23 protein-coding genes and 1 pseudogene are annotated in these 24,664 nt (G+C 71.7%); 11 read left to right on the top strand and 13 right to left on the bottom strand.

The window, feature by feature from the left end; genetic code table 11:
* Positions 1–66 precede the first annotated feature (66 nt).
* The 5 genes from DI272_RS40140 to DI272_RS40120 all read left to right on the top strand — a co-directional run bounded on the left by DI272_RS40140 (position 67) and on the right by DI272_RS40120 (position 5,004).
* Positions 67–1,416 (top strand): ferric reductase-like transmembrane domain-containing protein, encoded by a 1,350-nt coding sequence (locus tag DI272_RS40140; protein WP_109500080.1) that lies wholly within the window; start codon positions 67–69, stop codon positions 1,414–1,416.
* Between the two features lie 10 nt (positions 1,417–1,426).
* A complete protein-coding gene (locus DI272_RS40135; RefSeq protein ID WP_109500079.1) occupies positions 1,427–1,903 on the top strand; it encodes an FMN-binding protein in 477 nt (158 codons plus the stop codon).
* 74 nt (positions 1,904–1,977) lie between these two features.
* Positions 1,978–3,360 carry a ferric reductase-like transmembrane domain-containing protein gene (locus tag DI272_RS40130; RefSeq protein WP_181387467.1) on the top strand — a complete coding sequence of 461 codons (1,383 nt, stop codon included), beginning with the start codon at positions 1,978–1,980 and terminating at the stop codon, positions 3,358–3,360.
* 74 nt (positions 3,361–3,434) lie between these two features.
* Positions 3,435–4,211, top strand: coding sequence for an FMN-binding protein (locus DI272_RS40125; protein WP_109500078.1), 777 nt, complete (start codon positions 3,435–3,437; stop codon positions 4,209–4,211).
* Positions 4,204–5,004: an FAD:protein FMN transferase gene (locus DI272_RS40120; protein ID WP_258314814.1), complete on the top strand. Its 801-nt coding sequence runs from the start codon at positions 4,204–4,206 to the stop codon at positions 5,002–5,004. Before DI272_RS40125 ends, DI272_RS40120 begins: the two co-directional genes overlap by 8 nt.
* 65 nt (positions 5,005–5,069) lie before the next feature.
* Here the strand turns inward: DI272_RS40120 and DI272_RS40115 are convergent, their stop codons facing one another.
* The 7 genes and pseudogenes from DI272_RS40115 to DI272_RS40085 all read right to left on the bottom strand — a co-directional run bounded on the left by DI272_RS40115 (position 5,070) and on the right by DI272_RS40085 (position 13,448).
* Positions 5,070–5,615, bottom strand: a complete 546-nt coding sequence (locus DI272_RS40115; protein WP_059196460.1) for an arginine repressor — start codon at positions 5,613–5,615, stop codon at positions 5,070–5,072.
* Positions 5,616–5,635: 20 nt separating this feature from the next.
* A complete protein-coding gene (locus DI272_RS40110) occupies positions 5,636–6,823 on the bottom strand; it encodes an acetylornithine transaminase (RefSeq protein WP_109500077.1) in 1,188 nt (395 codons plus the stop codon).
* Positions 6,820–7,728, bottom strand: coding sequence for an acetylglutamate kinase (argB, locus tag DI272_RS40105; protein WP_109500076.1), 909 nt, complete (start codon positions 7,726–7,728; stop codon positions 6,820–6,822). Before argB ends, DI272_RS40110 begins: the two co-directional genes overlap by 4 nt.
* Positions 7,725–8,876, bottom strand: a complete 1,152-nt coding sequence (argJ, locus tag DI272_RS40100; protein WP_109500075.1) for a bifunctional glutamate N-acetyltransferase/amino-acid acetyltransferase ArgJ — start codon at positions 8,874–8,876, stop codon at positions 7,725–7,727. Before argJ ends, argB begins: the two co-directional genes overlap by 4 nt.
* An 88-nt stretch (positions 8,877–8,964) precedes the next feature.
* Entirely contained in the window at positions 8,965–9,993 is a 1,029-nt protein-coding gene (gene argC / locus DI272_RS40095) for an N-acetyl-gamma-glutamyl-phosphate reductase (protein ID WP_109500074.1), read from the bottom strand.
* Positions 9,994–10,111: 118 nt separating this feature from the next.
* Positions 10,112–10,592: pseudogene (locus tag DI272_RS40090) on the bottom strand (DeoR/GlpR family DNA-binding transcription regulator); the annotation flags it as partial.
* 96 nt (positions 10,593–10,688) lie between these two features.
* On the bottom strand, positions 10,689–13,448 hold the full coding sequence (locus DI272_RS40085; RefSeq protein WP_375138094.1) for a YfhO family protein: 2,760 nt from the start codon (positions 13,446–13,448) through the stop codon (positions 10,689–10,691).
* 200 nt (positions 13,449–13,648) lie between these two features.
* Between DI272_RS40085 and DI272_RS40080 the strand changes: the two genes are divergently transcribed.
* Positions 13,649–14,095, top strand: coding sequence for a carboxymuconolactone decarboxylase family protein (locus tag DI272_RS40080; protein ID WP_109500072.1), 447 nt, complete (start codon positions 13,649–13,651; stop codon positions 14,093–14,095).
* On the opposite strand, the gene DI272_RS40075 is transcribed toward DI272_RS40080, so the two are convergent.
* The gene (locus DI272_RS40075; protein ID WP_109500071.1) at positions 14,082–16,559 is read right to left on the bottom strand and encodes an alpha-L-arabinofuranosidase C-terminal domain-containing protein; all 2,478 of its coding nucleotides are present in this window, start codon (positions 16,557–16,559) and stop codon (positions 14,082–14,084) included. The two genes, DI272_RS40080 and DI272_RS40075, sit on opposite strands and share 14 nt — an antisense overlap.
* 148 nt (positions 16,560–16,707) lie before the next feature.
* Here DI272_RS40075 and DI272_RS40070 point away from each other — a divergent pair, with 148 nt between their 5' ends.
* Positions 16,708–17,151: a DUF6314 family protein gene (locus DI272_RS40070; RefSeq protein ID WP_109500070.1), complete on the top strand. Its 444-nt coding sequence runs from the start codon at positions 16,708–16,710 to the stop codon at positions 17,149–17,151.
* On the opposite strand, the gene DI272_RS40065 is transcribed toward DI272_RS40070, so the two are convergent.
* From DI272_RS40065 to DI272_RS40055, 3 genes are all read right to left on the bottom strand, one after another.
* Positions 17,133–17,726 carry a histidine phosphatase family protein gene (locus DI272_RS40065; RefSeq protein WP_109500069.1) on the bottom strand — a complete coding sequence of 198 codons (594 nt, stop codon included), beginning with the start codon at positions 17,724–17,726 and terminating at the stop codon, positions 17,133–17,135. The two genes, DI272_RS40070 and DI272_RS40065, sit on opposite strands and share 19 nt — an antisense overlap.
* A gap of 122 nt (positions 17,727–17,848) precedes the next feature.
* A complete protein-coding gene (locus tag DI272_RS40060) occupies positions 17,849–18,274 on the bottom strand; it encodes a GNAT family N-acetyltransferase (protein ID WP_109500068.1) in 426 nt (141 codons plus the stop codon).
* 26 nt (positions 18,275–18,300) lie between these two features.
* The gene (locus tag DI272_RS40055; protein WP_109500067.1) at positions 18,301–19,764 is read right to left on the bottom strand and encodes a PLP-dependent aminotransferase family protein; all 1,464 of its coding nucleotides are present in this window, start codon (positions 19,762–19,764) and stop codon (positions 18,301–18,303) included.
* Between DI272_RS40055 and DI272_RS40050 the strand changes: the two genes are divergently transcribed.
* Positions 19,763–20,767 carry a DMT family transporter gene (locus DI272_RS40050; RefSeq protein ID WP_109500066.1) on the top strand — a complete coding sequence of 335 codons (1,005 nt, stop codon included), beginning with the start codon at positions 19,763–19,765 and terminating at the stop codon, positions 20,765–20,767. The two genes, DI272_RS40055 and DI272_RS40050, sit on opposite strands and share 2 nt — an antisense overlap.
* Positions 20,768–20,860: 93 nt before the next feature.
* Complete coding sequence (locus DI272_RS40045; protein ID WP_109500065.1) at positions 20,861–21,058, top strand: DUF1918 domain-containing protein; 198 nt, start codon at positions 20,861–20,863, stop codon at positions 21,056–21,058.
* A 23-nt stretch (positions 21,059–21,081) separates the two neighbouring features.
* Here the strand turns inward: DI272_RS40045 and DI272_RS40040 are convergent, their stop codons facing one another.
* On the bottom strand, positions 21,082–22,338 hold the full coding sequence (locus DI272_RS40040) for a glycoside hydrolase family 10 protein (RefSeq protein WP_109500064.1): 1,257 nt from the start codon (positions 22,336–22,338) through the stop codon (positions 21,082–21,084).
* 297 nt (positions 22,339–22,635) lie between these two features.
* On the opposite strand from DI272_RS40040, the gene DI272_RS40035 reads away from it, so the two are divergent.
* Together DI272_RS40035 and DI272_RS40030 are read left to right on the top strand one after the other, a co-directional pair.
* Entirely contained in the window at positions 22,636–23,511 is an 876-nt protein-coding gene (locus tag DI272_RS40035; RefSeq protein WP_109500063.1) for a 3-hydroxybutyryl-CoA dehydrogenase, read from the top strand.
* Positions 23,512–23,733: 222 nt separating this feature from the next.
* On the top strand, positions 23,734–23,991 hold the full coding sequence (locus DI272_RS40030; protein WP_109500062.1) for a hypothetical protein: 258 nt from the start codon (positions 23,734–23,736) through the stop codon (positions 23,989–23,991).
* A 23-nt stretch (positions 23,992–24,014) separates the two neighbouring features.
* Here the strand turns inward: DI272_RS40030 and DI272_RS40025 are convergent, their stop codons facing one another.
* Positions 24,015–24,560: an NUDIX hydrolase gene (locus DI272_RS40025; RefSeq protein ID WP_109500061.1), complete on the bottom strand. Its 546-nt coding sequence runs from the start codon at positions 24,558–24,560 to the stop codon at positions 24,015–24,017.
* Between the last annotated feature and the right edge of the window lie 104 nt (positions 24,561–24,664).

Genomic DNA, 24,664 nt, shown 5'->3' with positions numbered 1-24,664 from the left:
GTTTCAGAGCGTTCTGAGAAGTTCGGCCCGCACAGTTGCGTCCTGTCAGGACGAAAGGACGCACCCATGACCACCCTGCACGAGCGGACGGCGCCACCCGTGCCGCGCACCGCCCGGCGCTCCCCCGCGGGCCCGCTGCTCGCCCTGCTGTGGGGCGGGGCGGCGGGCGCGGTCGCGCTGTGGTGGGCGAACACCGGTTCCGTCGTCGGGGCGGCGGGCTGGCTGACGAACGGCGGGCGGATCGCCGGGCTGCTGTGCGGATACGCCTGTGCCGTGCTGGTCGGGCTGATGGCGCGGGTGCCGCTGCTGGAGCGCCGGATCGGCTCGGACCGGGTGGCGCGCTGGCACGCCATGGCCGGGCGCTACACGATCAGTCTGCTGGTGGCGCACGTGGTGCTGATCCTGGCCGGGTACGCCGCCCAGGACGGCCAGTCGCTCGTGCACGAGACGCTGACGGTGGTCCTGGACTACCCGGAGATGCTGAAGGCGACCGCCGGCACCGTGGTCCTCCTCGCGGTCGGGATCACCTCGGCACGGGCGGTGCGGCGCCGGGTCGGGCACGAGTTCTGGTACTACGTCCACCTGCTGACGTACGCGGCCGTGTTCCTGACCTTCTTCCACCAGGTCCAGCTGGGTTCCGACCTCACGGCCGGGCCGGCCCAGGCCGCGTGGTACGCGCTGTACCTGGGTGTGGCGGCGCTGGTGCTGTGGTTCCGGGTGCTCGTGCCGGTGCGGCTCAATCTGCGGCACCGGCTGCGGGTGGAGTCCGTGTACCGGGAGGCGCCGGGCGTGTGGTCCGTCGTCGTGCACGGGCACGGGCTGGCGGGCCTGGACGCGCAGGCGGGGCAGTTCTTCCGCTGGCGGTTCCTCACCCGGGGCATGTGGTGGACGTCGACGCCGTACTCGCTGTCGGCGGCGCCCCGCGGGGACCGGATGCGGATCACCGTCAAGGCGCTCGGCGACCACAGCACGGCCGTGGCGCTGCTGCGGCCCGGCACCCGGGTGTGGGCGGAGGGTCCGTACGGCGCGCTGACCGCCGAGCGGCGGACCTCGCACCGGGCGCTGCTGATCGCGGGCGGCGTCGGGGTCACCCCGCTGCGGGCGCTGTTCGAGACCCTGCCGGGCGAGGTGACCCTGCTGTACCGGGCGCGGTCGGTGGAGGACCTCGCGCTGGGCGGCGAGCTGGAGGCCCTGGCCCGGTGGCGCGGGGCGCGGGTGCACTACCTCCTCAACGGTCCCTACGGCGAACGCCCGCGCCTGACCGCCGAGTCGCTGCGGGCGGCCGTGCCGGAGGGACTCGCCGGGCACGACGTGTACCTGTGCGGGCCGGAAGGCTTCGCCCGCGAGGTGTACGGGGCGCTGCGCGCCGCCGGGGTGCCCGACCGCCGTATCCACCACGAGTCCTTCGAGCTGTGAGGCCACGCACGTGCACGCACTGAGGAAGACCCACCCGCTGCGCCGGATCGTCCTGGCGAGCGCCGCCACCGTCTCCGGGATGGTCCTGCTGCTGTCGCTGAAGCCGCACGACACCCCGGCCGCCATAGCCGTCCCGGCCCCGTCGACGGCACCCTCGTCCGGCTCCTCCGGTTCGTCTGGTTCGTCCGGCTCCTCCGGTTCGACGACCGGGACGAAGACGGTCACCGGCGACACCGTGCAGACCCGCTGGGGGCCCGTCCAGGTGCGGATCACGCTCAAGGACGGCAAGCTCACCGACGTCACGGCGGTCGCCTACCCCTCGGACAATCCGCGGGACCAGGAGATCAACAGCTACGCCCTGCCGCGGCTGCGGACCGAGGCCCTGACAGCGCAGAGCGCGAACATCGACACGGTCTCCGGCGCCACCTACACGAGCGACGGTTACCGCCAGTCGCTCCAGTCCGCCCTCGACTCGGCGACCGGCTGAACACCCGGGCGTCACGGCACGTATCTCAGGGCCAAGGGACCACGCCACCCCCCTTGCCCCGCCCCGGAGGAACCGTGACCACCACGCTCGCAGGCGGCCGCGCCGCCCGCCGCCAGACGATGCGCCGCATCCGCCCGCGCCGCTCCCCGGCCGTCCCGCTGGTGATCGCCCTATGGGCGGGCGCGGCGGCGGTGCTGTGGCTGTGGTGGGACTGCACCCCGTCCCTCGCGGACAACACCGCGAGGATCCTCGCGGCGGGGCGGATCACCGGGCTGCTCGCGGGTTATCTGATGGCACTGGTCGTGCTCCAGATGGCGCGGGTGCCGGCGCTGGAGCGGCGGGTCGGCTCGGACCGGGTCGCCCGCTGGCACGCGATGAGCGGCCGGTACACGGTCAGCCTGGTCATCGCGCACGTCTTCCTGATCACCTGGGCGTACGCGCTCCAGGCCGGCAAGACGCTCGGCGACGTCGTGCAGCAGTTCATGGACATGGTCACGACCCTGCCGGACATGGGCAAGGCGGCCATCGGCACCGGACTGCTGGTGGTGATCGCGCTGCTGTCGGTCGGCGGGGTCCGGCGGCGGCTGCCGTACGACACCTGGTACCACGTCCATCTGCTCACCTACGCCGTGGTGTTCCTGACGTTCTGGCACCAGATCACCACCGGCAACGAGTTCGCCGTCCAGCCGGCCGCGAAGACCTTCTGGTACGGGCTCTACGGCGCCGTCACCGCGCTGGTGGTCTGGTACCGGATCCTCACCCCGCTCCGCCTCAACCTGCGCCACCGGATGTACGTCGAGGCGGTCATCGAGGAGACGCCCGGCATCGTGTCGGTGCTGATCGGCGGGAAGAAGCTGCACCGGATGGGCGCGGAGGCCGGCCAGTTCTTCCGCTGGCGGTTCCTGGCGCCCGGCATGCGGTTCAGCTCGCACCCGTACTCGCTGTCGGCGGCACCCCGCCCCGACATGCTGCGGATCACGGTCAAGGCGATCGGTGACCACACCGCCCGGCTGCGCGAGCTGCGACCCGGCACGCGCGTGTGGGCCGAGGGCCCCTACGGCGCCCTGACCGCTCAGCGCCGCAGCCGCGGCAAGGTGCTGCTGGTCGCGGGCGGCGTCGGCATCACGCCGATGCGGGCGCTGTTCGAGACGCTGCCCGGCGCGTCCGGTGACATCACCCTGCTCTACCGGGCCAACAGCACCCAGGACCTGGCGCTGTGGGACGAGCTGGCCGCCATCGCCGACGAGCGGGGCGCCCGGCTGATGTACGCGGTCAACAGTCCGGACGGCGAGCGGCCCGACATCTCGGCGGAGCGGCTGCGGCAGAAGCTGCCGGACATCGAGGAACACGACGTGTTCCTGTGCGGGCCGCCCGGCTTCGCGCAGTCCGTGTACGAGTCCCTGCGCGGCGCGGGGGTGCCCGCCCGCCGTATCCATCACGAGTCGTTCGAGATGTGAGCGACGGTTCCGCACGGACCTCACGGCCGCTCGACCCCGCACGGCCGCCCCAGACTTCAGGAGTTCGCAAAGCCATGAGGAAGAGTCATCCGATCCGGCGTGTCGTCCTGGCCGGCGCCGCCACCGTCTCCGGGATCGTGCTGCTGCTGTCGCTGAAGCCGGCGTCCGACCCGGCCTCGGCGGCCGCGGCGGGCGGCGCGCCACCGGCCGCCGCGCAGGAGTCGGCGCAGGGCGGAGCGCAGGCGGCGGGGACGAACACGGCCACCGGGGATGTGGCGCAGACCCAGTACGGCGCCGTCCAGGTCCGGATCACCTTCGCCGGCAACAAGATCACCAAGTCCGAGGCCGTCCAGGCGCCGCAGGGCGGGACCAGCACCGAGAAGACCAACCTGGCGGTGCCCAAGCTCAACGCCGCGGTGGTCGCCCAGCAGAGTCCGGACATCGACACCGTGTCGGGGGCGACGTACACGAGCGAGGGCTACAAGAAGTCCCTCCAGTCGGCGATCGACAAGGCGAACGCCGCCGCCTCCGCCGCCCAGCCCTCGCAGGGCGCGTCCGCCCCCGCCCAGGGCGCCGCCGCCAAGACCCTCACGGGCACGGTCGCGCAGACCCAGTACGGCCCGGTCCAGGTCCGGATCACCGTCAGCGACGGCAAGATCACCAAGGCCGAGGCCGTCCAGGCGCCGAGCGGCGGCCAGAGCACCCAGAAGACCGAACTGGCCGTGCCGAAGCTCAACGCGGCGGCGGTGGCGGCCGGCAGCGCGGACATCGACTCGGTGTCGGGGGCCACCTACACCAGCGCGGGCTACAAGAAGTCCCTCCAGTCGGCGCTGGACCAGGCCGGTGGCTGACACCGTGGCCGAGTCGGCAGATGCTCCCGCCGCGGTACGTCGTGCGGAGGAGGTCATGGGGACCGTCTTCTCCTTCGACGTCCGCGGCGGGGACCCCGGTGCCGTCACGGCGGCACTGGAAAGGGCGGTGGCCGGGCTGCACCGGGTGGACGCGGTGTTCAGCACGTACCGGGACGACAGCCAGATCTCACGCCTGGCGCGGGGCGAGCTGACGGTCGAGGAGTGCGACCCGGAGGTCGCCGAGGTCCTGGAGCTGGGCGCACGGGCCGAACGCACCAGCGACGGCTGGTTCAGCCTGCGCTACGAGGGCCGCCTCGACCCGACGGGCATCGTCAAGGGCTGGGCGGTGGAGCGCGCGGCCCGGCAGCTGTTCGAGGCGGGCGCGACCGGCGTCAGCCTCAACGGCGGCGGGGACGTGCAACTGCTCGGGACGCCGGGGCCGCAGCGGCCGTGGCGGGTGGGGGTGGCCGATCCGCTGCGGCCGGGCGGGCTGGCGGCGGTGGTCTCCGCCGCCGGAACCGACGAACTGGCGGTCGCCACCTCCGGCACGGCCGAACGCGGCGCCCATATCGTCGACCCCCGCACGGGCCGCTCGGCGGTCACCGATCTGGTGGCGGTCACCGTCGTGGCCCCCAGCGTGACCTGGGCTGACTGCTGGGCGACGGCGGCGTTCGCGATGGGCTCGCGGGAGGGGCTGCGCTGGCTGGAGTCGCTGCCGGACGTGGAGGCGCTGCTGATCACGGCAGGGGACGAGGTGCGATGCACAGGGGGCCTGGCTTCACGACTGGGCTGAGTGGACGTCGCCAGGGGCGCGGGGAACCGCGCGACCGGCCCCCGCGCACCCGCAGCCGGCGACGGTCAATGCCCGTTCTGAGCCAACCGCAGCAAATGCTCGGCGAGCGCCTGCCCACCCACCGGATCGCGGCTGATCAGCAACAGCGTGTCGTCACCCGCGATCGTGCCCAGGATGTCGTGCAGTTCCGCCTGGTCGATCGCGGAGGCGAGGAACTGAGCCGCACCCGGAGGCGTCCGCAGCACCACCAGATTCGCCGACGCCTCCGCGGAGATCAGCAGCTCCTGCGACAACCGCCGCATCCGCTCCTCCTTCGCGGACTCCCCCAGCGGCGCCCGCGGAGTCCGGAAACCCCCCTCGCTCGGCACCGCGTAGATGAGATCCCCGTCGGTGTTGCGGATCTTCACCGCGTTCAGCTCGTCGAGATCCCGGGAGAGCGTCGCCTGTGTGACGCTCAGCCCGTCGTCGGACAGGAGCTTCGCCAACTGGCTCTGCGACCGCACCGGTTGCCGGTTGAGGATGTCCACGATCCGACGGTGCCGCGCCGTGCGGGTCTGCGGCACCGCAGGCCCGCCGGCCCCGTTCTGCTCATGCTCCTGCGCCTGGCTCATCGACGTCTCATTTCTCCGGATCATCCGTCCCCGTTGGCCACGTCAAGAACGCCGGGCAGCGCCTGGAGCAGCGCGGCCACCTCGTCGTCGCCGAGGTTCAGCGGCGGCATGAGCCGTACGACATCGGGGGCGGGCGCGTTCACCAGGAAACCGGCGTCCTGAGCCGCCTGCTGCACCTGGGGCGCGAGCGGCTCGGTGAGCACGATACCCAGGAGGAGCCCGGAGCCCCGGACGTGGGCGATCAACGGGTGTCCCAGTGACTCGATCCCGTCGCTCAGCGTGGCGCTCTGCCGCTTGACGTTCTCGAGCAGCCCCTCACCGGCGATGGTGTCCAGAACGGCGAGTCCGGCGGCGCACGCGACCGGGTTGCCGCCGAAGGTCGTGCCGTGGTGGCCGGGCTGGAGCAGCTCCGCGGCCCGGCCGAAGGCGACCGTGGCGCCGAGCGGCAGGCCGCCGCCGAGCTGCTTGGCGAGGGTGACCACGTCGGGCAGGACGCCCTCGTGGGCCTGGTACTCGAACCAGTGCCCGGTCCGGCCGATGCCGGTCTGCACCTCGTCGAGGACCAGCAGCGCGCCCTTGGCCGCGGTGATCGCCCGGGCCGCCTTGAGGTAGCCGGCGGGCGGGACCACGACGCCGTTCTCGCCCTGGATGGGCTCGATGACGACGAGGGCGGTGTCTTCGGTGACCGCGGCGGCCAGTGCCTGGGCGTCGCCGTACGGCACGTGCGTGACGTCACCCGGCAGCGGCAGGAACGGTTCCCGCTTGGCGGGCTGGCCGGTGAGCGCGAGGGCGCCCATGGTCCGGCCGTGGAAGCCGCCGCTGGTGGCGACCATGTGGGGCCGGCCGGTCAGCCGGCCGATCTTGAAGGCGGCCTCGTTGGCCTCGGCGCCGGAGTTGCAGAAGAAGACCTTGCCGTCCCGGCCGAAGAGCTGGAGCAGCCGTTCGGCGAGGGCGACGGTCGGCTCGGCCATGAAGAAGTTGGAGATGTGGCCGAGGGACGCGATCTGCCTGCTGACGGCGTCGACGATCGCGGGGTGGGCGTGGCCGAGCGCGTTGGTGGCGATGCCGCCGACCCAGTCCTGGTACTGCTTGCCCTCGGAGTCCCAGACCTTCAGGCCCGCACCGCGGACGAGGGGGAGGCGCGGGGTGCCGTAGTTGTTCATGAGCGAGCCCTGCCACCGCTGGGTGAGCTCCTGATTGTCGGTCATTCCCCATCCCCCTCTTGCGCGTCCGGCACGACCATCGTGCCGATGCCTTCGTCGGTGAAGATCTCCAGCAGGATCGAGTGCTGGACCCGTCCGTCGATGACCCGGGCGGTGGTGACGCCGTTGCGCACGGCGTGCAGGCAGCCCTCCATCTTCGGGACCATGCCGGAGCTCAACTCCGGCAGCAGCTTCTCCAGTTGGGAAGCGGTGAGGCGGCTGATCACCTCGTCGCTGTGCGGCCAGTCCTCGTAGAGACCCTCGACGTCCGTGAGGACCATGAGAGTCTCCGCTCCAAGAGCAGCAGCGAGTGCCGCAGCCGCCGTGTCAGCATTGACGTTGTAGACATGTCCGTCGTCCTGGCTACGGGCGATCGACGAGACGACCGGGATGCGGCCGTCGGCGAGCAGGGCCTCGATGGCGCCCGTGTCGATCGCGGTGATCTCGCCCACCCGCCCGATGTCGACCAACTCGCCGTCGATCTCCGGCTGGTGCTTGGTGGCGGTGATGGTGTGCGCGTCCTCGCCGGTCAACCCGACGGCCAGCGGTCCGTGCTGGTTGAGCAGCCCGACCAGCTCGCGCTGGACCTGCCCGGCCAGCACCATCCGTACGACGTCCATGGCGTCCTCGGTGGTGACCCGGAGCCCGGCCTTGAACTCGCTGACGATGCCGGCCTGGTCGAGGGCGGCGCTGATCTGCGGGCCGCCGCCGTGCACGACGACCGGCTTGAGGCCGGCGTGGTGCAGGAAGACGACGTCCTGGGCGAACGCGGCCTTCAGATCCTCGTCGATCATGGCGTTGCCGCCGAACTTGATGACGACCGTCCTGCCGTTGTGCTTGACCAGCCAGGGCAGCGCCTCGATGAGGATCTGGGCCTTGGGGAGCGCGGTGTGCTTTCGCGTGGTGCTCATGAGGAGTAGGCGCTGTTCTCGTGGACGTAGTCGGCGGTCAGGTCGTTGGTCCAGATCGTGGCGGTCTCGGACCCTGCGGCGAGGTCGGCGACGATGTGCACCTCGCGGTAGCGCATGTCGACCTTGTCGCGGTCCTCGCCGACGCCGCCGTTCTTGCAGACCCAGACGCCGTTGATGGCGACGTTGAGCCGGTCCGGCTCGAAGGCGGCCCTGGTGGTGCCGATCGCGGAGAGGACGCGGCCCCAGTTGGGGTCCTCGCCGTGGATGGCGCACTTGAGGAGGTTGTTGCGGGCGATGGAGCGGCCCACCTCGACGGCGTCCTCCTCGGTCGCGGCGTTGACCACCTCGACCTTGATGTCCTTGCTGGCGCCCTCGGCGTCCCGGATGAGCTGCTGGCCGAGGTCGTCGCAGACCTGCCGTACTGCCTCGGCGAACTCCTCGTGGGCGGGGGCGACTTCGGCAGCTCCGGAGGCGAGCAGCAGGACCGTGTCGTTGGTGGACATGCAGCCGTCGGAGTCGACGCGGTCGAAGGTGGTGCGGGTGGCGGCCCGCAGCGCCTTGTCCAGGGTCTCGCTGTCGAGGTCCGCGTCGGTGGTGAGGACGACGAGCATGGTGGCGAGGCCGGGGGCGAGCATGCCCGCGCCCTTCGCCATGCCGCCGACCGTCCAGCCGTCCTTCGTCACGACGGAGGTCTTGTGGACGGTGTCGGTGGTCTTGATGGCGATGGCGGCCTTCTCACCGCCGTGCTCGGAGAGTTGGGCGGCGGCCGTCTCGACCCCGGGCAGCAGCTTGTCCATCGGCAGCAGGACACCGATGAGACCGGTGGAGGCCACGGCCACCTCGCCCGCGCCGATGCCCAGCACGTCGGCGACCTTCTCGGCGGTGGCGTGCGTGTCCTGGAAACCCTTCGGTCCCGTACAGGCGTTGGCGCCGCCGGAGTTGAGGACGACGGCCGTCAACTCGCCGCTCTTCAGGACCTGCTCGGACCACAGGACCGGCGCGGCCTTCACACGGTTGGAGGTGAAGACACCGGCGGCGGCGCGGCGGGGCCCGTTGTTGACCACGAGGGCCAGGTCCGGGTTGCCGTTCTCCTTGATCCCGGCGGCGATGCCCGCCGCCGTGAATCCCTTGGCTGCCGTGACGCTCACTGTGACTCCTTGTTCGCTTCTCCGCCCGTGCAGCGCAGCGGTGCGGCCTTCGTCGTCGTCTGCGGCCCGGCGGCTGCTCGTGCGTCGCTCACGGTGCGACTCCGATCGTGGAAAGTCCCGTGGTCTCGTCGAGACCGAGGGCGATGTTCATGCTCTGTACGGCACCGCCCGCGGTGCCCTTGGTGAGGTTGTCGATGGCGCTGATCGCGATGATGCGGCCCGCGGCCTCGTCGTACGCGACCTGCACCTGAACGGCGTTGGAACCGTAGACGGACGCCGTCGCGGGCCACTGCCCCGCGGGGAGGAGGTGGACGAAGGGCTCGTCGGCGTAGGCCTTCTCGTAGGCGGCGCGGACGGACTCGGCGGTGACGCCGGGCTTCGCCTTGGCGGAGCAGGTGGCGAGGATGCCGCGGGGCATCGGCGCGAGGGTGGGGGTGAAGGAGACGGTGATCCGCTCGCCCGCGACGCCGCTGAAGTTCTGGATCATCTCGGGCGTGTGCCGGTGGCCGCCGCCGACGCCGTACGGCGTCATGGAGCCCATGACCTCGCTGCCCAGCAGGTGCGCCTTGGGCGCCTTGCCCGCGCCGGAGGTGCCGGAGGCGGCGACGATCACGGCCTCGGCCTCGGCGATCCCGGCGGCGTACGCCGGGAAGAGGGCGAGGGTGGCGGCGGTGGGGTAGCAACCGGGTACCGCGATGCGCTTGGACCCCTCCAGCGCGGCGCGGGCACCCGGAAGTTCGGGGAGGCCGTAGGGCCAGGTCCCGGCGTGCGCGGAGCCGTAGAACGTCTCCCAGTCGGCGGCGTCCTTCAGCCGGAAGTCGGCGCCCATGTCGACGACGAGGACGTCCGGGCCGAGCTGCTCGGCGACCGCGGCGGACTGGCCGTGCGGCAGCGCGAGGAACACGACGTCGTGCCCGGCGAGCACTTCGGGGGTGGTCTCCTGGAGCACATGGTCGGCCAGCGGCAGCAGGTGCGGCTGGAGGGCGCCCAGCTTCTGCCCGGCGTTGGAGTTGCCGGTCAGGGCGCCGATCTCGACCTCGGGGTGGGCCAGGAGCAGCCGCAGGACCTCGCCGCCCGCATAACCGCTCGCTCCGGCCACTGCCGCACGTACCGCCATGTCACCCTCCTCTTGGATGGCATGACTATACGCAGCGATGCACGTTTATGCAATCTTGAGTGGGGCCCACCCCGGCCGCATACAGCCGAAACCCCAGGCCGGACCGGCGGCCGTTCCCGGGGGCCACATGTGCGGAGGCCGTGCGGCCGAGTTTGCTGCTGTCGGCGGCGGCGATCACGCGGCGGGCGGAGGCGATGCCCGCCTTCTTCACAGCGGCGTCGTCGAGGTCGTAGGCGGTCAGTCCGTCGGCCGCGCTCAGCCCGCAGCAGCCGACGGTCGCGGTGTCGAAGCGCAGGGCGGCCAGGGAGGCGAGCGTGAGGGAGCCGGTAAGGGCTCCCTCGGCGGCGCGGGGCTGCCCGCCGGGCACGACCAGGGTGGCCGGTCCGGGCGTCTCACCGGGCAGGTGGACGGCCTGAAGGGACAGGGGCATCACGGTGACCGGTTGCTCGCGCAGCAGCCGGGCGCCCTCCAGGCAGGTGGTGCCGCTGTCCAGCAGGACGCTCTCGCCGTCGGCGACGAGCGCGCAGATCTCGGCCGCGATGCGCCGCCTGGCGGCGACCGCCTCGTGGGCGCAGCGCGAAGGGGGGTTCCACCGACCGCCGCGTCGTTCGGTCTGTTCGACCTCTTCGGAGTCAGCGCCCGCCACCAACGCCCGGGCGCCCTGGTGAAGATGACCGCCCGCTCCCTCTCCCCCTTCACCGGACAGGACGACCTGACGGCCGCCGTCGCCCCGTGGCCGCCGACGGGAGGCCGCGCCGTTGTCGGACCATGCCGGCGGCTCCGAGCAGGATCACGGTCACCAGTGCCGCTCCCCCGATCGCGGCGCCGAGTCGCAGACCGGGTGGCCGGAAAGAACAAATGACGTCGTTCGACGTGCCGTCGAGAGGCACGGATATCAACCCGTGGTAATTCCCGGCCGGTTCGGCGGCGGAATTTCCGACGGCGCAGCGCCATCCGGCGATCCGCGGAGCGGCGACAAGCGCGATTCCGGTACTGCCCGACGGGAGTTCCGCCCGGATCGTGCCGTCGGAGACCGTCACCTTCGTGGCACCGGTGCTCTTGAGCCGCTGGATGACGGTGCGCAGTTCCCCGGTGTCCAGACAGCCGACGGCGCCCTTGGGGATCGCGCCCGGCCGGTGGGGGGACAGCTCGATGGTCAGGCGCCCGGACGGCGGGACCGTGCCGAGGCGCTGCATGGCGGCGCGCTTGCTCGCGTCGGCCCGGAAGCGGGCGGCGGGCCCGGCGGTGCCGGTGAGCTGGGCCGTGCCGGCGAAGTGCGGGGCCCAGAGGTAGACCTCGCCGCCCGCCGGGCACCGGGCCGTGACGGTCCCGGCGTCCGTGGTGAGGCGCGGCACGGTGTAGACGCGGGCACCGAGCAGCAGTTCCTGGTTGCGGTACGGCGACGAGCCGAAGGCGGGCGGGGCGGCCTGCGCGGGTCGCACGGTCACCAGGGGCGGCACGTCCCGGCGGGACACGGTCACCCGGCCGGCCGTCTCCGGGGACCGGCTCTGGTGCGGGTCCGGCGGCGAGTGCACCCGGGCGCCGACGGAGAAGATCACGTCCGTGACGGCGTTGTCCAGGCTCTGGAGGCTGCGGCCGCCCGAGGTCCAGCCGCCGCCGAGGGCGGTGAGCGTGCGCAGGAGCACGTCGGAGGTGTGGCTGCTGTAGTACTGGGCGCCCTGGCCGCCGACCAGCAGCGGGTCGTTGGCGACGGTCTGCTCCCGGCCCGGGTCGGTGCGGTGGCGCGGCCAGTCGTCGGCCCGCGCGACGGCCTCCGCCTGCCGCTGCTGCCGGTCGCCCCAGGACGCGTAGTCGTCCAGGTGGGCGAGCCGCAGCCGGGAGGCCACGGCCGACGTGGCGACGGTCTCGCCGAACTGGGCGCCGAGCAGGAGGAACACGGCAAGCGCAACCGGCACGGCACGCCGCCCACCGCCGGTACGCCACCCGCCGCCGAGGACCCGCCGGGCGCCGCCTTCCAGATGCCGGCCACCGAGCCCGAGCCCGCGCACACGCCGGTCGCCGGCAGCGATACCGCCCCCGTCGCCGGTGCCAGGGCCTCCCCTCCCTCCACCCCCGAGCGGACGCCACCCGCCCTTCCCGCTCGCCCAGCCCAGCAGCGACAGCCCGGCCAGTGTGCCCGCGGTGGCCAGGAGCAGCACCGGCCAGGCGGCCTGGCGCACCAGATCGCTCCGGCTCGCGACAGCCACCAGCAGGGCGAACAGGCCGGCCGCCGCGCCCAGGGCCCGCGGGGCGGGCACGCCGTACGAGAGTGTGTGCCAGGCCGCCGTCACCAGCAGGGCGCAGACCACGAAGGCCTGCCGGTACGGGCTGCCCTGCGGCGCGGCGAAGGCGTGCCAGAGCAGGTGGGTCGGGCCCCACTGCATCGACAGCGTCACCCCGGCCACCAGCAGCGTCCACCCGGCGCGCACCCTGCGGGGAGCCGCCCGGTGGAAGGGCAGGGCGAGGGCGAGGAGCAGGGCCGTGGTGCCCACGAAGAGGGCCGGTGAGCCGAAGCTGTACGTCGTCGGCAGCAGCCGGGCCAGCAGGTCCGCGGTGCCCACCGGTTTGAACTCCGTGAACCTGCCCGGGGAGGCGTGGGTGGTGCCGAACCAGATCACCGAGACGATCGGTGCGGCCAGGCCGATCCCGAGGGCCGCGGTCAGACCGGCGCGGCCCGCCACCGCGGCCTTCCGGCGCGCCGGGAGGCCGGAGAGGGCGATCCGCAGCAGCAGGACCAGCCCGGCGGCGAGTGTGGCCATGTACGCGGTGTAGAAGTTGGCGACCCAGGCCTCCGCGACGACCAGCACCCCGAGGAGCGGACGGCGCCGCTCCAGGACCCAGGTGCCGACCAGGCACAACAGCGGCAGGGCGATGAGCCCGTCGAGCCACATGAGGTTGTAGACGGCCGCGGCGACGGTCCACCCGCACAGGGCGTACGAGGCGCCCAGCAGCCCCGCCACCCACCAGCGGCCGGGGCGCAGCGCGAGCAGCGACCAGGTCATGGCGGCCGCGGCGGCAGCGACCTTCAGGACGGTGATCACGTACACCGCGAGGTCGATCCCGTCGCGCGGGAAGACCGCCACGAGCAAGGCGAACGGGCTGGTGAGATAGGTGCCGAGGTCGGGCAGGAAGCCGGCGCCGTACCCGGACTGCCAGTTGACGAGCAGACCGCCGTCGGCCCTGCCGTGCAGCAGGTCCCACAGGTGGGCGTGGAAGGGCACGTACTGGTTGCCCAGGTCGTTGACGGCCCGGGTGCGGGGTCCGAACGGGTAGCTGCGGGCGACGGCGTCCGCGGTGCAGAGGACGGCGACGGTGATCAGCGCCGCGAGCCCGGCCGCGGCCCGCCTCCCTCGCGCCGGGTGCGCGAGGGACGGGGAAGGAGAGCGCCGGTGACCGTTCTGCGAATCGGCGGCCCGAGGCTCGGCAGATGCCTCGTCGGAAATTCCGCTGCGCAATTCGGTCCCCCTGTCCGGGGGTTCACCCCCGCGCTTCAATTCACTGCGCCCTTTTAGACAGAGGGGGAATCCGGCGGGTTGTGCGCGCGCCAGAAGTGGTGGAATGAATTCCAGCTTGTTCGGAGGTTAATGGCGGGTGCGCGGGACTGGAGTGCGCTCCAGGCTCTACGGTTTTGTCCATGACTGACGGACGACCCGATGTGAGCGGGAGCACCACCCGTGAGGAGCGTTTCGCGCGGGGCCTGGAGGTGCTGCGGAGCGTGGACGGCGAGGTCGGGCAGCGGGTCATCGACTCGCTCGCCGACATCAGCCCCGAGATGGGCCACCAGATCGTCGCCTGGGGCTTCGGCGAGATCTACTCCCGGCCCGAACTGCAGCCCAGGGACCGCCAGTTGGTGACGCTGGGCATGCTCACCGCGCTCGGCGGCTGCGAGCCGCAGCTGGAGGTGCACATCAACGCCGCGCTGAACGTGGGCCTGACGCCGCAGCAGATCGTCGAGGCGCTGCTGCACTCGGCCGGTTACTGCGGTTTCCCCCGGGCCCTGAACGCCACGTTCGTCGCGAAGAAGGTCTTCGACGAGCGTGGGCTGCTGCCGGTCGGCCGGCAGCAGCCCACGCCCCATGACGGCCCGCCTACTTCTGCTTGATCCGCAGGAAGGTGACGGAGTTCGCCGGGAAGGTGTACGTGAACTGGTCGGCGACGCCGTCGAACGTGGACCGCACCGGTGCGACCGGGGTCTCGGTCTCGGTGTTCACCGCGTTCGCGTCGGCCGTCAGCGTGGTGACCCGCGCCTTGGAAGCGACCTTCGCGCCGCCCAGGTCGATCGCCGTACGGGCCGCGCCGGCCTGGGCGTTGACGACCTTGACGATCAGGTCGCCGGTCTTCTTGTCCTTGGTGACGACCTGACGGAACGGCTCGGCCGGCTTGTCGTCGGTGAAGCTGCCCCACTCCTGGCCGTCGAGGTACAGGGTGACCTGACGGCCGCGCACCTTGACGTCGATGTCGTAGGTGCGGCCCGTCTCGATCGTGCCGGGCTTGGAGATCAGGGTGGACTTGCCGCCGTCCACGGCCTGTTCGACGGCGGACTGGGTGTTGTTCCAGCCGCCCAGGTTCCACCAGTAGTAGTTGCCGGTGTCCTTGACGCCGAAGGCGACGAGGAAGCCCTCCTTGCCGGACTTCTTGGTCGCCTTCACCTTCAGGTCGTAGTCGTGCCAGTTCGGGTCACCGGCCGACACCATGGTGTTCTCGGCGGCGACGTCGGTCTGCACGTACTGTCCGTCCTGGATGCTCCAGCTGCCGCCTCCGGTGTGCGTCCATTTCGAGGCGTCACCCGAGAAGTCGTCGCTCAGCAGGGAGTTGCCGTCGGCGTCCGTGACCTGGACGTCGTCGTAGGCGGCGGTGGTCGCCCAGGTGGACAGGCCGACGGCGCCGGTGATCGGGCCGGTGAGCGACGGGGTCCCGGTGGCCGTCGACGGGACGACGCGGTCACCGACGTTGTTCATGAAGAGCTTCTGGACCTCGTAGTTGGCCGAGTTCCAGGCCGCGTGGTTGTTGAACCAGATCAGGTCCGGCTGCCACTGGACGTAGTCCTCGTTGGCGAACAGCGGGGCGTACGAGGCGAGCTTGACGACGTCCGCGTTGCGCTCCAGGCCGGTCATGTACGCCGCCTCGGCGAGACCGTTCTTGAAGGCGTTGCCCCAGGAGGCGTACTCGCCGAGGAAGACCTTCGGGCCGTTCCGGTCGTAGGAGTCGTAGCGGTCGTTGTTCTGCAGGAACCACTGGGTGCTGTTGTAGTAGTGCTCGTCGACCATGTCGACCTTGGCGTCCTTGTTGAGCCGCCACGCCGTGTCGAAGGTGGTACCGGCGTCGTCCGGGCCGGAGTTGGAGATGACGGTGATGCCGGGGTACTTGGCCTCGATGGCGGCGCGGAACTCCTTGAACCGGGCGAAGAACGCCTCGGGGAGGTTCTCCTCGTTGCCGACCTCGATGTGGGTGAGGTGGAAGGGCTTGGGGTGGCCCATTTGAGCGCGCTTCCTGCCCCATTCGCTCGTCACCGGGCCGTTGGCGAACTCGATGAGGTCGAGGGTGTCCTGGATGTGCCGCTTGAGCAGCGCCTCGTCGTCGACGGCCTTGTTCTGGCCGCAGCCGGTGACCAGGGCCGGTACGACGGGCAGCGGCATGGCGCCGATGTCCTCGGAGAGGCGGAAGTACTCGTAGTAGCCGAGGCCGTAACTCTGGTTGTAGCCCCAGAAGTTGGCGTTGGTCGCGCGCTCCTCGACCGGGCCGATGGTGTCCTTCCACTGGTACGACCGCTTGCGCTGGTAGCCGGAGGCCTCGCTGTAGTCCTCCATGGAGCCGGTGTTGACCAGGCAGCCGCCGGGGAAGCGGACGAAGCCGGGGTGCAGGGCCTCGATCTTCTCGGCGAGGTCCTTGCGCAGGCCGTTGGGCTCGTTGCGGTAGGTGTCGCGCGGGAAGAGGGACACCATGTCGAGGGCGGCCGCGGCGGAGGAGCCGACGGTGAGGCGTCCTGCGCTGCTGGTGCGGGTCGCGGTGAAGGTGGCCTTGTACTTGGCCCAGCCGCTCTTCGTCACGGCCACCTGGCGGGCGGTGGCGAGGCTGCCGTCGGTGTCCTGGAGGGTGACGGTGAGGGTGGTGCCGGACGCGGCGCGGGCCCACACCGAGAAGTCGTACCGCTTGCCTTCCTCGACGCTGATGCCGGTGTTGTAGCCCGCGTTCGTGACGGACGAACCGGCGCCCAGGGAGAAGTAGTTGCGGTTGCGGGCGTTGAGGCGCCCGTCGTCGTTCACGACCTGGCCGGTGCCGTCGACGGTCCAGGAGGTGAGGGGCGTGTACGCCTTGTTGTCGTCGGTGGAGTACTCGAAGGACCGGTTCTGCACGAGCTCGGCGTACAGACCGCCGTCGGCGGCCCGGTTGATGTCCTCGAAGAAGACGCCGTACATCGTGTCGTCGATCGTCGCGCCCTTGGCGGCGGGGTCGACGGTGATGGCGTAGTCGGTGACGTCCTCGGCGTGCGCGGGGACGGTGATGAGGCCGGCCGCCGCCATGAGGGCGGTGGCGGCTATGCCGTATCTCCAGCGGGTGCGTGACATGAATACTCCGCGGCTCGATAAGGGGAGTCGTTCAAGGCTTGTTCGAGATATCAGACACTGATCAGCACTTCGAACGGCAAGATAGGGAGAGAGATCGACGAGCGTCAACGGGTCACGCGGGACCGAAAGTGTCGGAAGGGAGGGACCGATGGGAGAGTTCTGGCCGGTACCGGACGTACTGGCCTATCTGGCCGGGAGCTGGCGGGCGGAGCGGACCGTGCGGGATCTGGCGAGCGGGGAGACGGGCGCGTTCTCCGGTGCGACGGTTTTCAGCCCGCTGGACAGGCACGGCCTCCTGCACCACGAGGAGGGCACCTTCACCTGGCTCGGAGTCCCGCGCCCCGCCGAGCGCACCCTGCGCTTCCTGCCGGGCCCGCGACCCGGGACCGCGGACGTCCGCTTCGCCGACGGCCGCGCCTTCCACGACCTGGACCTGACGACCGGCCGGCACCTCGCCGACCACCCCTGCTCGGCGGACCTCTACCGCGGCGAGTTCAGCGTCCTGGACGCGGACCGCTGGCGGACGGTGTGGCGGGTGGCGGGCCCCTCCAAGGATCTGGTCCTGGTCACCGACTACGCACGCGAGGACTGAGCCGCCGCCCCGTCGAAGCGCAGGTTCCAGCGGCCCGCGCGGCCGGTGAGGGTGGTCGTGGACAGGGGGCGTACGTCGATGTTCCAGTACGTCGACGGCGGCGCCTTCAGCGCGTACACCAGGGCCGCCCGGACCACCGAGGGCTCGGCGACGGCGACGATCCGGCCGCCGTCCCCCACCGGCCGGGTGTCCAGCCAGCCGCCCACCCTCGTGATGAACTCCAGCAGCGACTCGCCGCCGTGCGGGACACCGCGCGGGTCGGCGAGCCAGGCGTCCACCGCCGCCGGCTCCCGGGCCATCGCCTCGCCCAGCGTCAGACCGCGCCAGCGGCCCATGTCGCAGTCCCGCAGCGCCAGTTGCACGAGCGGGGCGTAGCCGAGGGCGTCCCCGGTGGCGCGGCTGCGCGGGGTCGGCGAGCAGTAGCGCAGCTCGGCGGCGGCCAGGGGCAGCAGCTCCTGCGCGCAGCGCTGCACCTCGTCCCAGCCGGCCTGATCGAGGGGCCGGTCGTCCTCGAACCGCTCCGCGAGCAGCGGGGAGCTGCGGGCGGCGGCGACGAATGTGACCCGGAGTGCCATGCGGTGATGGTGGGTGGAGAAAGTACGCAGGTCAAGGGGTGTTGGCCGGGCGTTACGCAGGGTCGGCGAAACCTTACGCGAAGGTCAGGACGGGTCGGACAAGTCGCCTGAAACGAGGAGGGCTAGTAGAGGTACGCCATCCACCGGTCGGGCTGTGCGAGCGGCGCGAAACCGGCCTTCTCGTACACCCCGTGCGCGTCGTGCGTGGCGAGCAGGACACGCCGCAGCCCGTAGTCCCGCAGATGCTCCCGCACCGCCTCGACCAGCGAGGTCCCGATCCCCTTGCCCCGTACCGACGGGTCGACGTACACATCGCACAGCCAGGCGAAGGTCGCCCGGTCGGTGATCACCCGGGCGTACGCCACCTGCTCCCCCGAGGCGGTGTCGTACACCCCGAAGTTGAGCGACCCGGCGATGGCCCGGTCCTGCTTCTCCCGCGAGCGTCCGATCGCCCAGTACGCGTCGGTGGACAGCCAGCGATGGACGCGTTCCGCGTCGAGACGGCCGGGGTCGGTGGAGAGCTCGTAGCCAGTGGCGAGGTCGGTCATGGCGGGATCCTCGCAGGATGCGGGCGTCAGGGGCGAACGGTTTCCGCCCCGGTCCCCCGGAGCACCTCGTCGCAGGCCGTACGGAGTCGTCGTACCCCTTCCGCGATCTCCCCCGCCCCCGCGACCGCCGCGAAGCTCAACCGGACGTGTCCGGCGGGCGGTTCCGCGCTGAAGTAGGGCCGGCCCGGGGTGACGGCGACACCGGCGCGCAGGGCCGCGGCCGTCAGGGGGGCCTCGGGCATCCCCTCCGGCAGGCGCAGCCAGAGGTGGTAGCCGCCGGACGGGACGTGCGGCAGGGCGAGTTCGGGGAGGTGCAGCCGCAGGGCGGACGTCATGGTGTCGCGGCGGGTCCGCAGGTCCGCCGAGATCGCCCGGAGATGGCGGGGCCAGGCCGGGGCGCCGACCAGTTCCAGCGCCGCCTCCTGAAGGGGCCGCGGGACGAAGAAGGTGTCGACGACCTGGATGGCGCGCAGGCGCTCCAGGACCGGCCCTCGGGCGGCGAGCGCGCAGACGCGGAAGCTCGGCGAGGTCGCTTTGGTGAGCGAGCCGACGTGGACGACGACCCCGTCCGCGTCCTCCGCGGCGAGCGGGCGCGGGAGTTCGCCCGCGTCCTCGTGCACGAGCCGCCGCACGAAGTCGTCCTCGACGACGAAGGCGCCCGCCTCGCGCGCGATGCGCAGCACCTCGCCCCGGCGTTCGGGGGCCAGCACCGCGCCGGTCGGGTTCTGGAAGAGGGGCTGGCAGATGAACACCCGGGCGCCGGTGGCCCGGAAGGCGTCGGCGAGCAGTTCGGGGCGCACGCCGTCGGCGTCCACGGGGACCGGTACCGGGCGCAGCCCCGCAGCCCTGGCGATCGCCAGCATGCCCGGATAGGTGGGCGATTCGACCAGTACCGGGGCGCCGGGGGTCGCCAGCGCGCGCAACGCGATCGTCAGCGCCGACTGGCCGCCCGCGGCGATCAGCACCTCGGCGGCGCTGACGCCGCCGCCGATGCCCCGCGCGAACCACTCCCGCAGTTCCACCAGCCCCTCCAGGGGCGGTCGCCCCCACGCGCCGGGGCGGCGGGCGGCCCGGGAGAGCGCGGCGGCCAGGGCCTGCTCGGGCTGGAGCGAGGGGTGCAGATAGCCGCCGGTGAACTCGATGACGCCGGGCGGCGGCACGGCGAGGGAGACCACGACGCCGGAGTCGTCCACCGAGCGCGGCACGAGGTCGGTGGACGCGTCCGCGCTCAGCGCGACCTCCTGCCAGGAGGTGTCGCCGGACGGGGCGGGCGTCGTGCGTGGCCGGGCCCGGAACGCCCCGGCGCCGGGACGGGTCACCACCAGACCCTCGGCGGCGAGCTGGGCCAGGGCGCGGGAGACGGTCACCGGGCTCACCCGGTACTGCTCGACGAGGGCCCGGCTCGACGGGAGCTTTCCACCGGGCGAGTAGCGGTCGAGCTCCTGCCGCAGCCGTTCCGCCAGCTCATGGACACTGCTACGCTCTTGCATGAGAGCACAGAGTAGCGCTACTAACCGGGCCACGATAGCGGTCGACACCCAGCCGTCCGAGGCGGCTCAGACGACTCAGGCGGCTCCGGCGTCCCAGGTGGCTCCAGCGTCCCCTGCGGCTCAGGCAACTCAGGCCGCCGAGCCGTCCCGGGCGACCGGCACTCTCCTCGCCGCGCTCGGTGTCGTCGCGTTCTCCCTCACCTTCCCCGCCACCGCGTGGGGCCTGGAGGGCTTCGGCCCGTGGTCGCTGGTCGCCGTGCGGTCCGTCCTCGCCGCGCTGATCGCCGGGACCTGTCTGCTCGTCCTGCGCGTCCCCGTACCGGAGCGGCGGCACCGTGCCGGGCTCGCGGTCGTCGCCGCCGGGGTCGTGGTCGGCTTCCCGCTGCTCACCACCCTCGCGTTGCAGACCTCCACCACCGCGCACGCCGCCGTCGTGGTCGGTCTGCTCCCGCTCACCACCGCGCTGCTGTCCGCCCTGCGCATGGGCACCCGCCCCTCCCGCACCTTCTGGTCGGCCGCCCTCGCCGGTGCCGCCGCGGTGGTCGCCTTCACCGTGCAGCAGAGCGGCGGCGCCCTCACCACCGCGGACCTCTACCTCTTCGCCGCGCTGCTGGTGTGCGCGGCCGGCTACACCGAGGGCGGACGGCTGGCCAAGGTCATGCCGGGCTGGCAGGTCATCGGCTGGGCGCTGGTGCTGTGCCTGCCGTTCAGCCTGCCCGCAGCGGTGGCGGCGCTGTCGTACGAGCCCGTCCAGCTGACCTTCCACAGCGTGAGCGGTCTGCTGTGGGTCTCGGCGGGCTCGCAGTTCCTCGGTCTGGTCGTCTGGTACCGGGGCATGGCGGCTATCGGCATCCCCAAGGCCAGCCAGTTGCAGTTGGCCCAGCCGCTGCTCACACTGGTGTGGTCGGTGCTGCTGCTCGGCGAGCACCTGACGGTGGCCGCCCCACTGACGGCCGCGGCGGTGCTGGTGTGCATCGCCGTCACCCAGCGGGCGCGCGGTTGAGCGGCGTGCACGCGCCGGTTCCCACCCGGTCCTCGCGCCGTAGACTCAAGGCCACGAACCGCTGCTCCCGCACTTGGTGAGGAGGCCCCGAAGATGCGTGCAACCGTGGGCGACCAGCTCGTCCAGCACGGCAGGGTGGTCGGACAGCAGGACAAGGTCGGCGAGATCGTCGAGGTCATGGGACAGGGCGGCAACCCCCCGTACCGCGTCCGTTTCGAGGACGGGCACGAGGGCGTGTGCTCACCCGGCCCCGACACCGAGATCCGGCACCGGCAGCAGAGCGGCCAGTAATCCGGCGCGGAGCCGCCGGTGACTCAGCGCGGGGGCTCCGCCGGTTCCTGGTAGTGATCGGCGACCACCCGCGCCATGGCCCCGGTCGGGTCCGCCGCGACCTCGCGGGCCGCGAAGAAGACATGACCGCGCACCTGGGTGTGGTCGGACGCCAGCGCGAGGTGCTTCGACAGTTCGGCGGGGTCCTGCCAGGCGGCGGGCTGCGCCGGATCGCCGGCCTTGTAGAGGGCCTCGCCGACGTACAGCTTCGTCCTGCTGCCCCGGGCCTGCTTCGCCCACCAGGGCACGAGCTTGGCGTAGTCGGCGACCGCGAAGCCGATGTTCCAGTAGAGCTGCGGGCAGATGTAGTCGATCCAGCCCTCCCGGACCCATTTCCGGGTGTCGGCGAAGACGTCGTCGTACGCCTGCATCGCCTTCGTCTCCGAGCCGAGCGGGTCGGTCGAGGCGTTGCGCCACACCCCGAACGGGCTGATCCCGAACTGGGCGGTGGGCCGGATCTGCCTGATCCGCGCGGCGGTCTCCAGGACCAGCTTGTCGATGTTGGCGCGCCGCCAGTCCGCCCGGGTGTCGAAGCCGCCGCCGTGGGCGTCGAAGGCCGCGTCGTCGTCGAAGGTCTGGCCCGCGACCGGATACGGGTAGAAGTAGTCGTCGAAGTGGACCGCGTCCACCGGGTACTTGCGCACCGCGTCCAGGATCGCCTTCTGCACGAAGGCGCGGACCTCGGGCAGCCCGGGGTTGTAGTACATCTTGCCGCCGTACGTCACCACCCAGTCCGGGTGCACGCGGGCGGGGTGGGAGGCGACGAGCTTCGTCGGGTCGGCGTGGTTGGCGATCCGGTACGGGTTGAACCAGGCGTGCAGTTCCAGGCCGCGGGCGTGGGCCTCCTCGACGGCCGTGCCGAGCGGGTCCCAGCCGGGGGCCTTGCCCTGGGTGCCGGTGAGGACCTGCGACCAGGGTTCGTACGGCGAGGGCCACAGCGCGTCGGCGGCCGGCCGCACCTGAAGGATCACCGCGTTCAGGTGCCGCTCCACGGCCTGGTCGAGCAGCTTGATCAGTTCGGCCCGCTGCTGTGCGGCGGTCAGCCCCGCCTTCGAGGGCCAGTCGCGGTTGGCGACGCTCGCCACCCACATGCCGCGCATCTCACCGGGCCCCCGGCGCCGGGGGGAGTCCGATCCGCCCGCCGTCGCCGCGCCCGCCGCCAGTGCGCCGCCGCCCGCCACGAGAGCCGACAGGGCGGTCGCCGCGAACGCCCGCCTCGACAGCCGTGACTTCCGATGCATCCTCAACCGAACCTCCGTGCGCCGTCTGTTCGCGGTCAGCCTGCCACGCGGCCCCCCGGCATTCGATCAACGATCGCCGAAGGGAACGTGCAGGTTTGGGGCAGGGCGCGACCCGTCCCGGACCACCTCCGCGCACCGCGCGGGGCCGCCGATCCGCTCGATCTCCGGCGGACCCGACGTCGAGCATGGCCGACCCGCCCGATCGATCATCGATACTTTCCAGTAACGTGCACGAACGGAGCAGGCACCGAAACCACGCGGATCCTGCCGCATTCGTAGACCAGCGAAGGGAACGATGTGACGGACTTCCCGTCGGGAGACATCTCGCGCGTCGGAGTGGTGGGCTGCGGCCAGATGGGAGCGGGCATCGCCGAGGTGTGCGCCCGCTCCGGTCTGGACGTGAAGGTCGCCGAGACCACCGGCGAGGCCCTGGAGATCGGCCGGACCCGGCTGCTGAACTCCCTGGGCAAGGCCGCCGAGCGCGGCAAGATCACCGAGGACGAGCGGGACGGGGCCCTGGCCCGGCTGTCCTTCACCACGGACCTCGGCGAGTTCGCCGACCGTGACCTGGTGATCGAGGCGGTCGTCGAGAACGAGCAGGTGAAGACGGAGATCTTCCAGGTCCTCGACCAGGTCGTGACCCGCCCGGACGCGATCCTCGCCTCCAACACCTCCTCCATCCCCCTGGTGAAGCTGGCGGTCGCCACCTCGCGGCCCGACCACGTCATCGGCATCCACTTCTTCAACCCCGCCCCGGTGCAGAAGCTCGTCGAGCTGATCCCGGCCCTCACCACCTCCGAGGGCACCCTCAGCCGCGCCCAGCTCTTCGCCGAGAAGCTGCTCGGCAAGCACGCGATCCGGGCCCAGGACCGCTCCGGCTTCGTGGTGAACGCGCTGCTGGTGCCGTACCTCCTGTCCGCCATCCGGATGTTCGAGTCGGGCATCGCCGGCCGCGAGGACATCGACAACGGCATGGAGATGGGCTGCGCCCACCCCATGGGCCCGCTGAAGCTGTCCGACCTGATCGGTCTGGACACCATCGTCTCCATCGCCCACTCGATGTACGAGGAGTACAAGGAGCCGCTCTACGCCGCTCCCCCGCTGCTCCAGCGCATGGTGGACGCCGGCCGGCTGGGCCGCAAGACCGGTTCCGGCTTCTACACCTACGGCTGACGCTCGCCCCGCTGTGCACAGTGCCCGTTGCAGGGTGCCGCTCACACAGTGCGACGAACACGGGCCCGGCACTCTTCGGAGCGCCGGGCCCGTCGTATTCACACACCGTGTGCGCGGCGGGCACGCATATGCCCGTCGCACACGCTCCCCATGCGCCCACCAGGGGAGTTGACTCCTCATGCGCATGCAAGGGATGTGATGACTACGGAAAGGAGCGGACCCGTGACCGCCGACCCGGAGCATCCCGTGGTCCATGGAGAACTCGCAGAGTTACGTCGCCGCCTCGATGTCGCGTACGCACGCGTCGAGGGAGGACTCGCTCTGCTCAGCCATCGCACTAAGGAGACGGACAAGGAACTCGACGATCTGAGCGCCCGCATCATCGCCCTGGAGCACGCCCGTTGGCCGCTGCCCGCGGTGGCGGCCCTCACGGCCGTGGGCGCGCTCGTCGTCGCGGTCTGGCAGGCCATCGGGCACTAGGGACCGGGACGTGGTGGGGGGAATCAGGGCAAGACGTCCTGCCCGAGCCTGAGATGGTGCAGCAGGAGTAACGCGGCCGCCATGTTGGCGGCCGGGACCTCGCCGCGGGCGACCATGTCGGGGACGAGCTTGAGGGGGACCCATTCCCGGCGGTCCGACTCGAAGTCGTCCACGGGGTGTCCGACGTACTCTCCCTCCTCGGCCCAGTAGATGTGGTGCCGGGCGTCGGTGAGGCCGTTGGACGGCTCCACGCTCATGAGGTGGTGCAGCGGTCCCGGCCGCCAGCCGGTCTCTTCCTCGAGTTCCCGGGCGGCCGCGCTCACGATGTCCTCGCCGTCCTCGACGACGCCCGCGGCCAGTTCCCACCCCCAGCTGTCGGTGATGAAGCGGTGGCGCCACAGGAGGAGGACCTCGTTGGCCTCGTTCACCACCGTGGCCACGGCGACGGGCCGCAGCCGTATCAAAAAGTGATCGAGGTGCCGCCCGTCCGGCAGCTCGACATCCGCGAGGTTGACGCTGAACCAGCGGTTTTTATACACAGTTTGTTCGTTCTGTTTCGTCCACTGCACGGTTCTGCCACCTTCCGCTGAGTAAGTGGCAATATCGCAGCAGGAGCGGCACGGCAGCAGGCGCACAGAGAGCACTCGCAGCCGCCGCGCAGCCTCCTGGTGAG

Origin of the sequence: Streptomyces sp. Act143 (assembly GCF_003143935.1) — a bacterium.
Taxonomy (GTDB): Bacteria; Actinomycetota; Actinomycetes; order Streptomycetales; family Streptomycetaceae; genus Streptomyces.
Note: the sequence above shows the minus strand (reverse complement) of the source record. Positions and strands in the feature narration are given on the sequence as shown.

Bases quoted from the DNA above. Each gene is read 5' to 3' on its own strand.
- DI272_RS40140 (WP_109500080.1), top strand. From the start codon at position 67: ATGACCACCCTGCACGAGCGGACGGCGCCACCCGTGCCGCGCACCGCC.
- DI272_RS40125 (WP_109500078.1), top strand. From the start codon at position 3,435: ATGAGGAAGAGTCATCCGATCCGGCGTGTCGTCCTGGCCGGCGCCGCC.
- DI272_RS40115 (WP_059196460.1), bottom strand. From the start codon at position 5,615: ATGAGCCAGGCGCAGGAGCATGAGCAGAACGGGGCCGGCGGGCCTGCG.
- DI272_RS40110 (WP_109500077.1), bottom strand. From the start codon at position 6,823: ATGACCGACAATCAGGAGCTCACCCAGCGGTGGCAGGGCTCGCTCATG.
- argB (WP_109500076.1), bottom strand. From the start codon at position 7,728: ATGAGCACCACGCGAAAGCACACCGCGCTCCCCAAGGCCCAGATCCTC.
- argC (WP_109500074.1), bottom strand. From the start codon at position 9,993: ATGGCGGTACGTGCGGCAGTGGCCGGAGCGAGCGGTTATGCGGGCGGC.
- DI272_RS40075 (WP_109500071.1), bottom strand. From the start codon at position 16,559: ATGTCACGCACCCGCTGGAGATACGGCATAGCCGCCACCGCCCTCATG.
- DI272_RS40070 (WP_109500070.1), top strand. From the start codon at position 16,708: ATGGGAGAGTTCTGGCCGGTACCGGACGTACTGGCCTATCTGGCCGGG.
- DI272_RS40065 (WP_109500069.1), bottom strand. From the start codon at position 17,726: ATGGCACTCCGGGTCACATTCGTCGCCGCCGCCCGCAGCTCCCCGCTG.
- DI272_RS40060 (WP_109500068.1), bottom strand. From the start codon at position 18,274: ATGACCGACCTCGCCACTGGCTACGAGCTCTCCACCGACCCCGGCCGT.
- DI272_RS40050 (WP_109500066.1), top strand. From the start codon at position 19,763: ATGAGAGCACAGAGTAGCGCTACTAACCGGGCCACGATAGCGGTCGAC.
- DI272_RS40055 (WP_109500067.1), bottom strand. From the start codon at position 19,764: ATGCAAGAGCGTAGCAGTGTCCATGAGCTGGCGGAACGGCTGCGGCAG.
- DI272_RS40045 (WP_109500065.1), top strand. From the start codon at position 20,861: ATGCGTGCAACCGTGGGCGACCAGCTCGTCCAGCACGGCAGGGTGGTC.
- DI272_RS40040 (WP_109500064.1), bottom strand. From the start codon at position 22,338: ATGCATCGGAAGTCACGGCTGTCGAGGCGGGCGTTCGCGGCGACCGCC.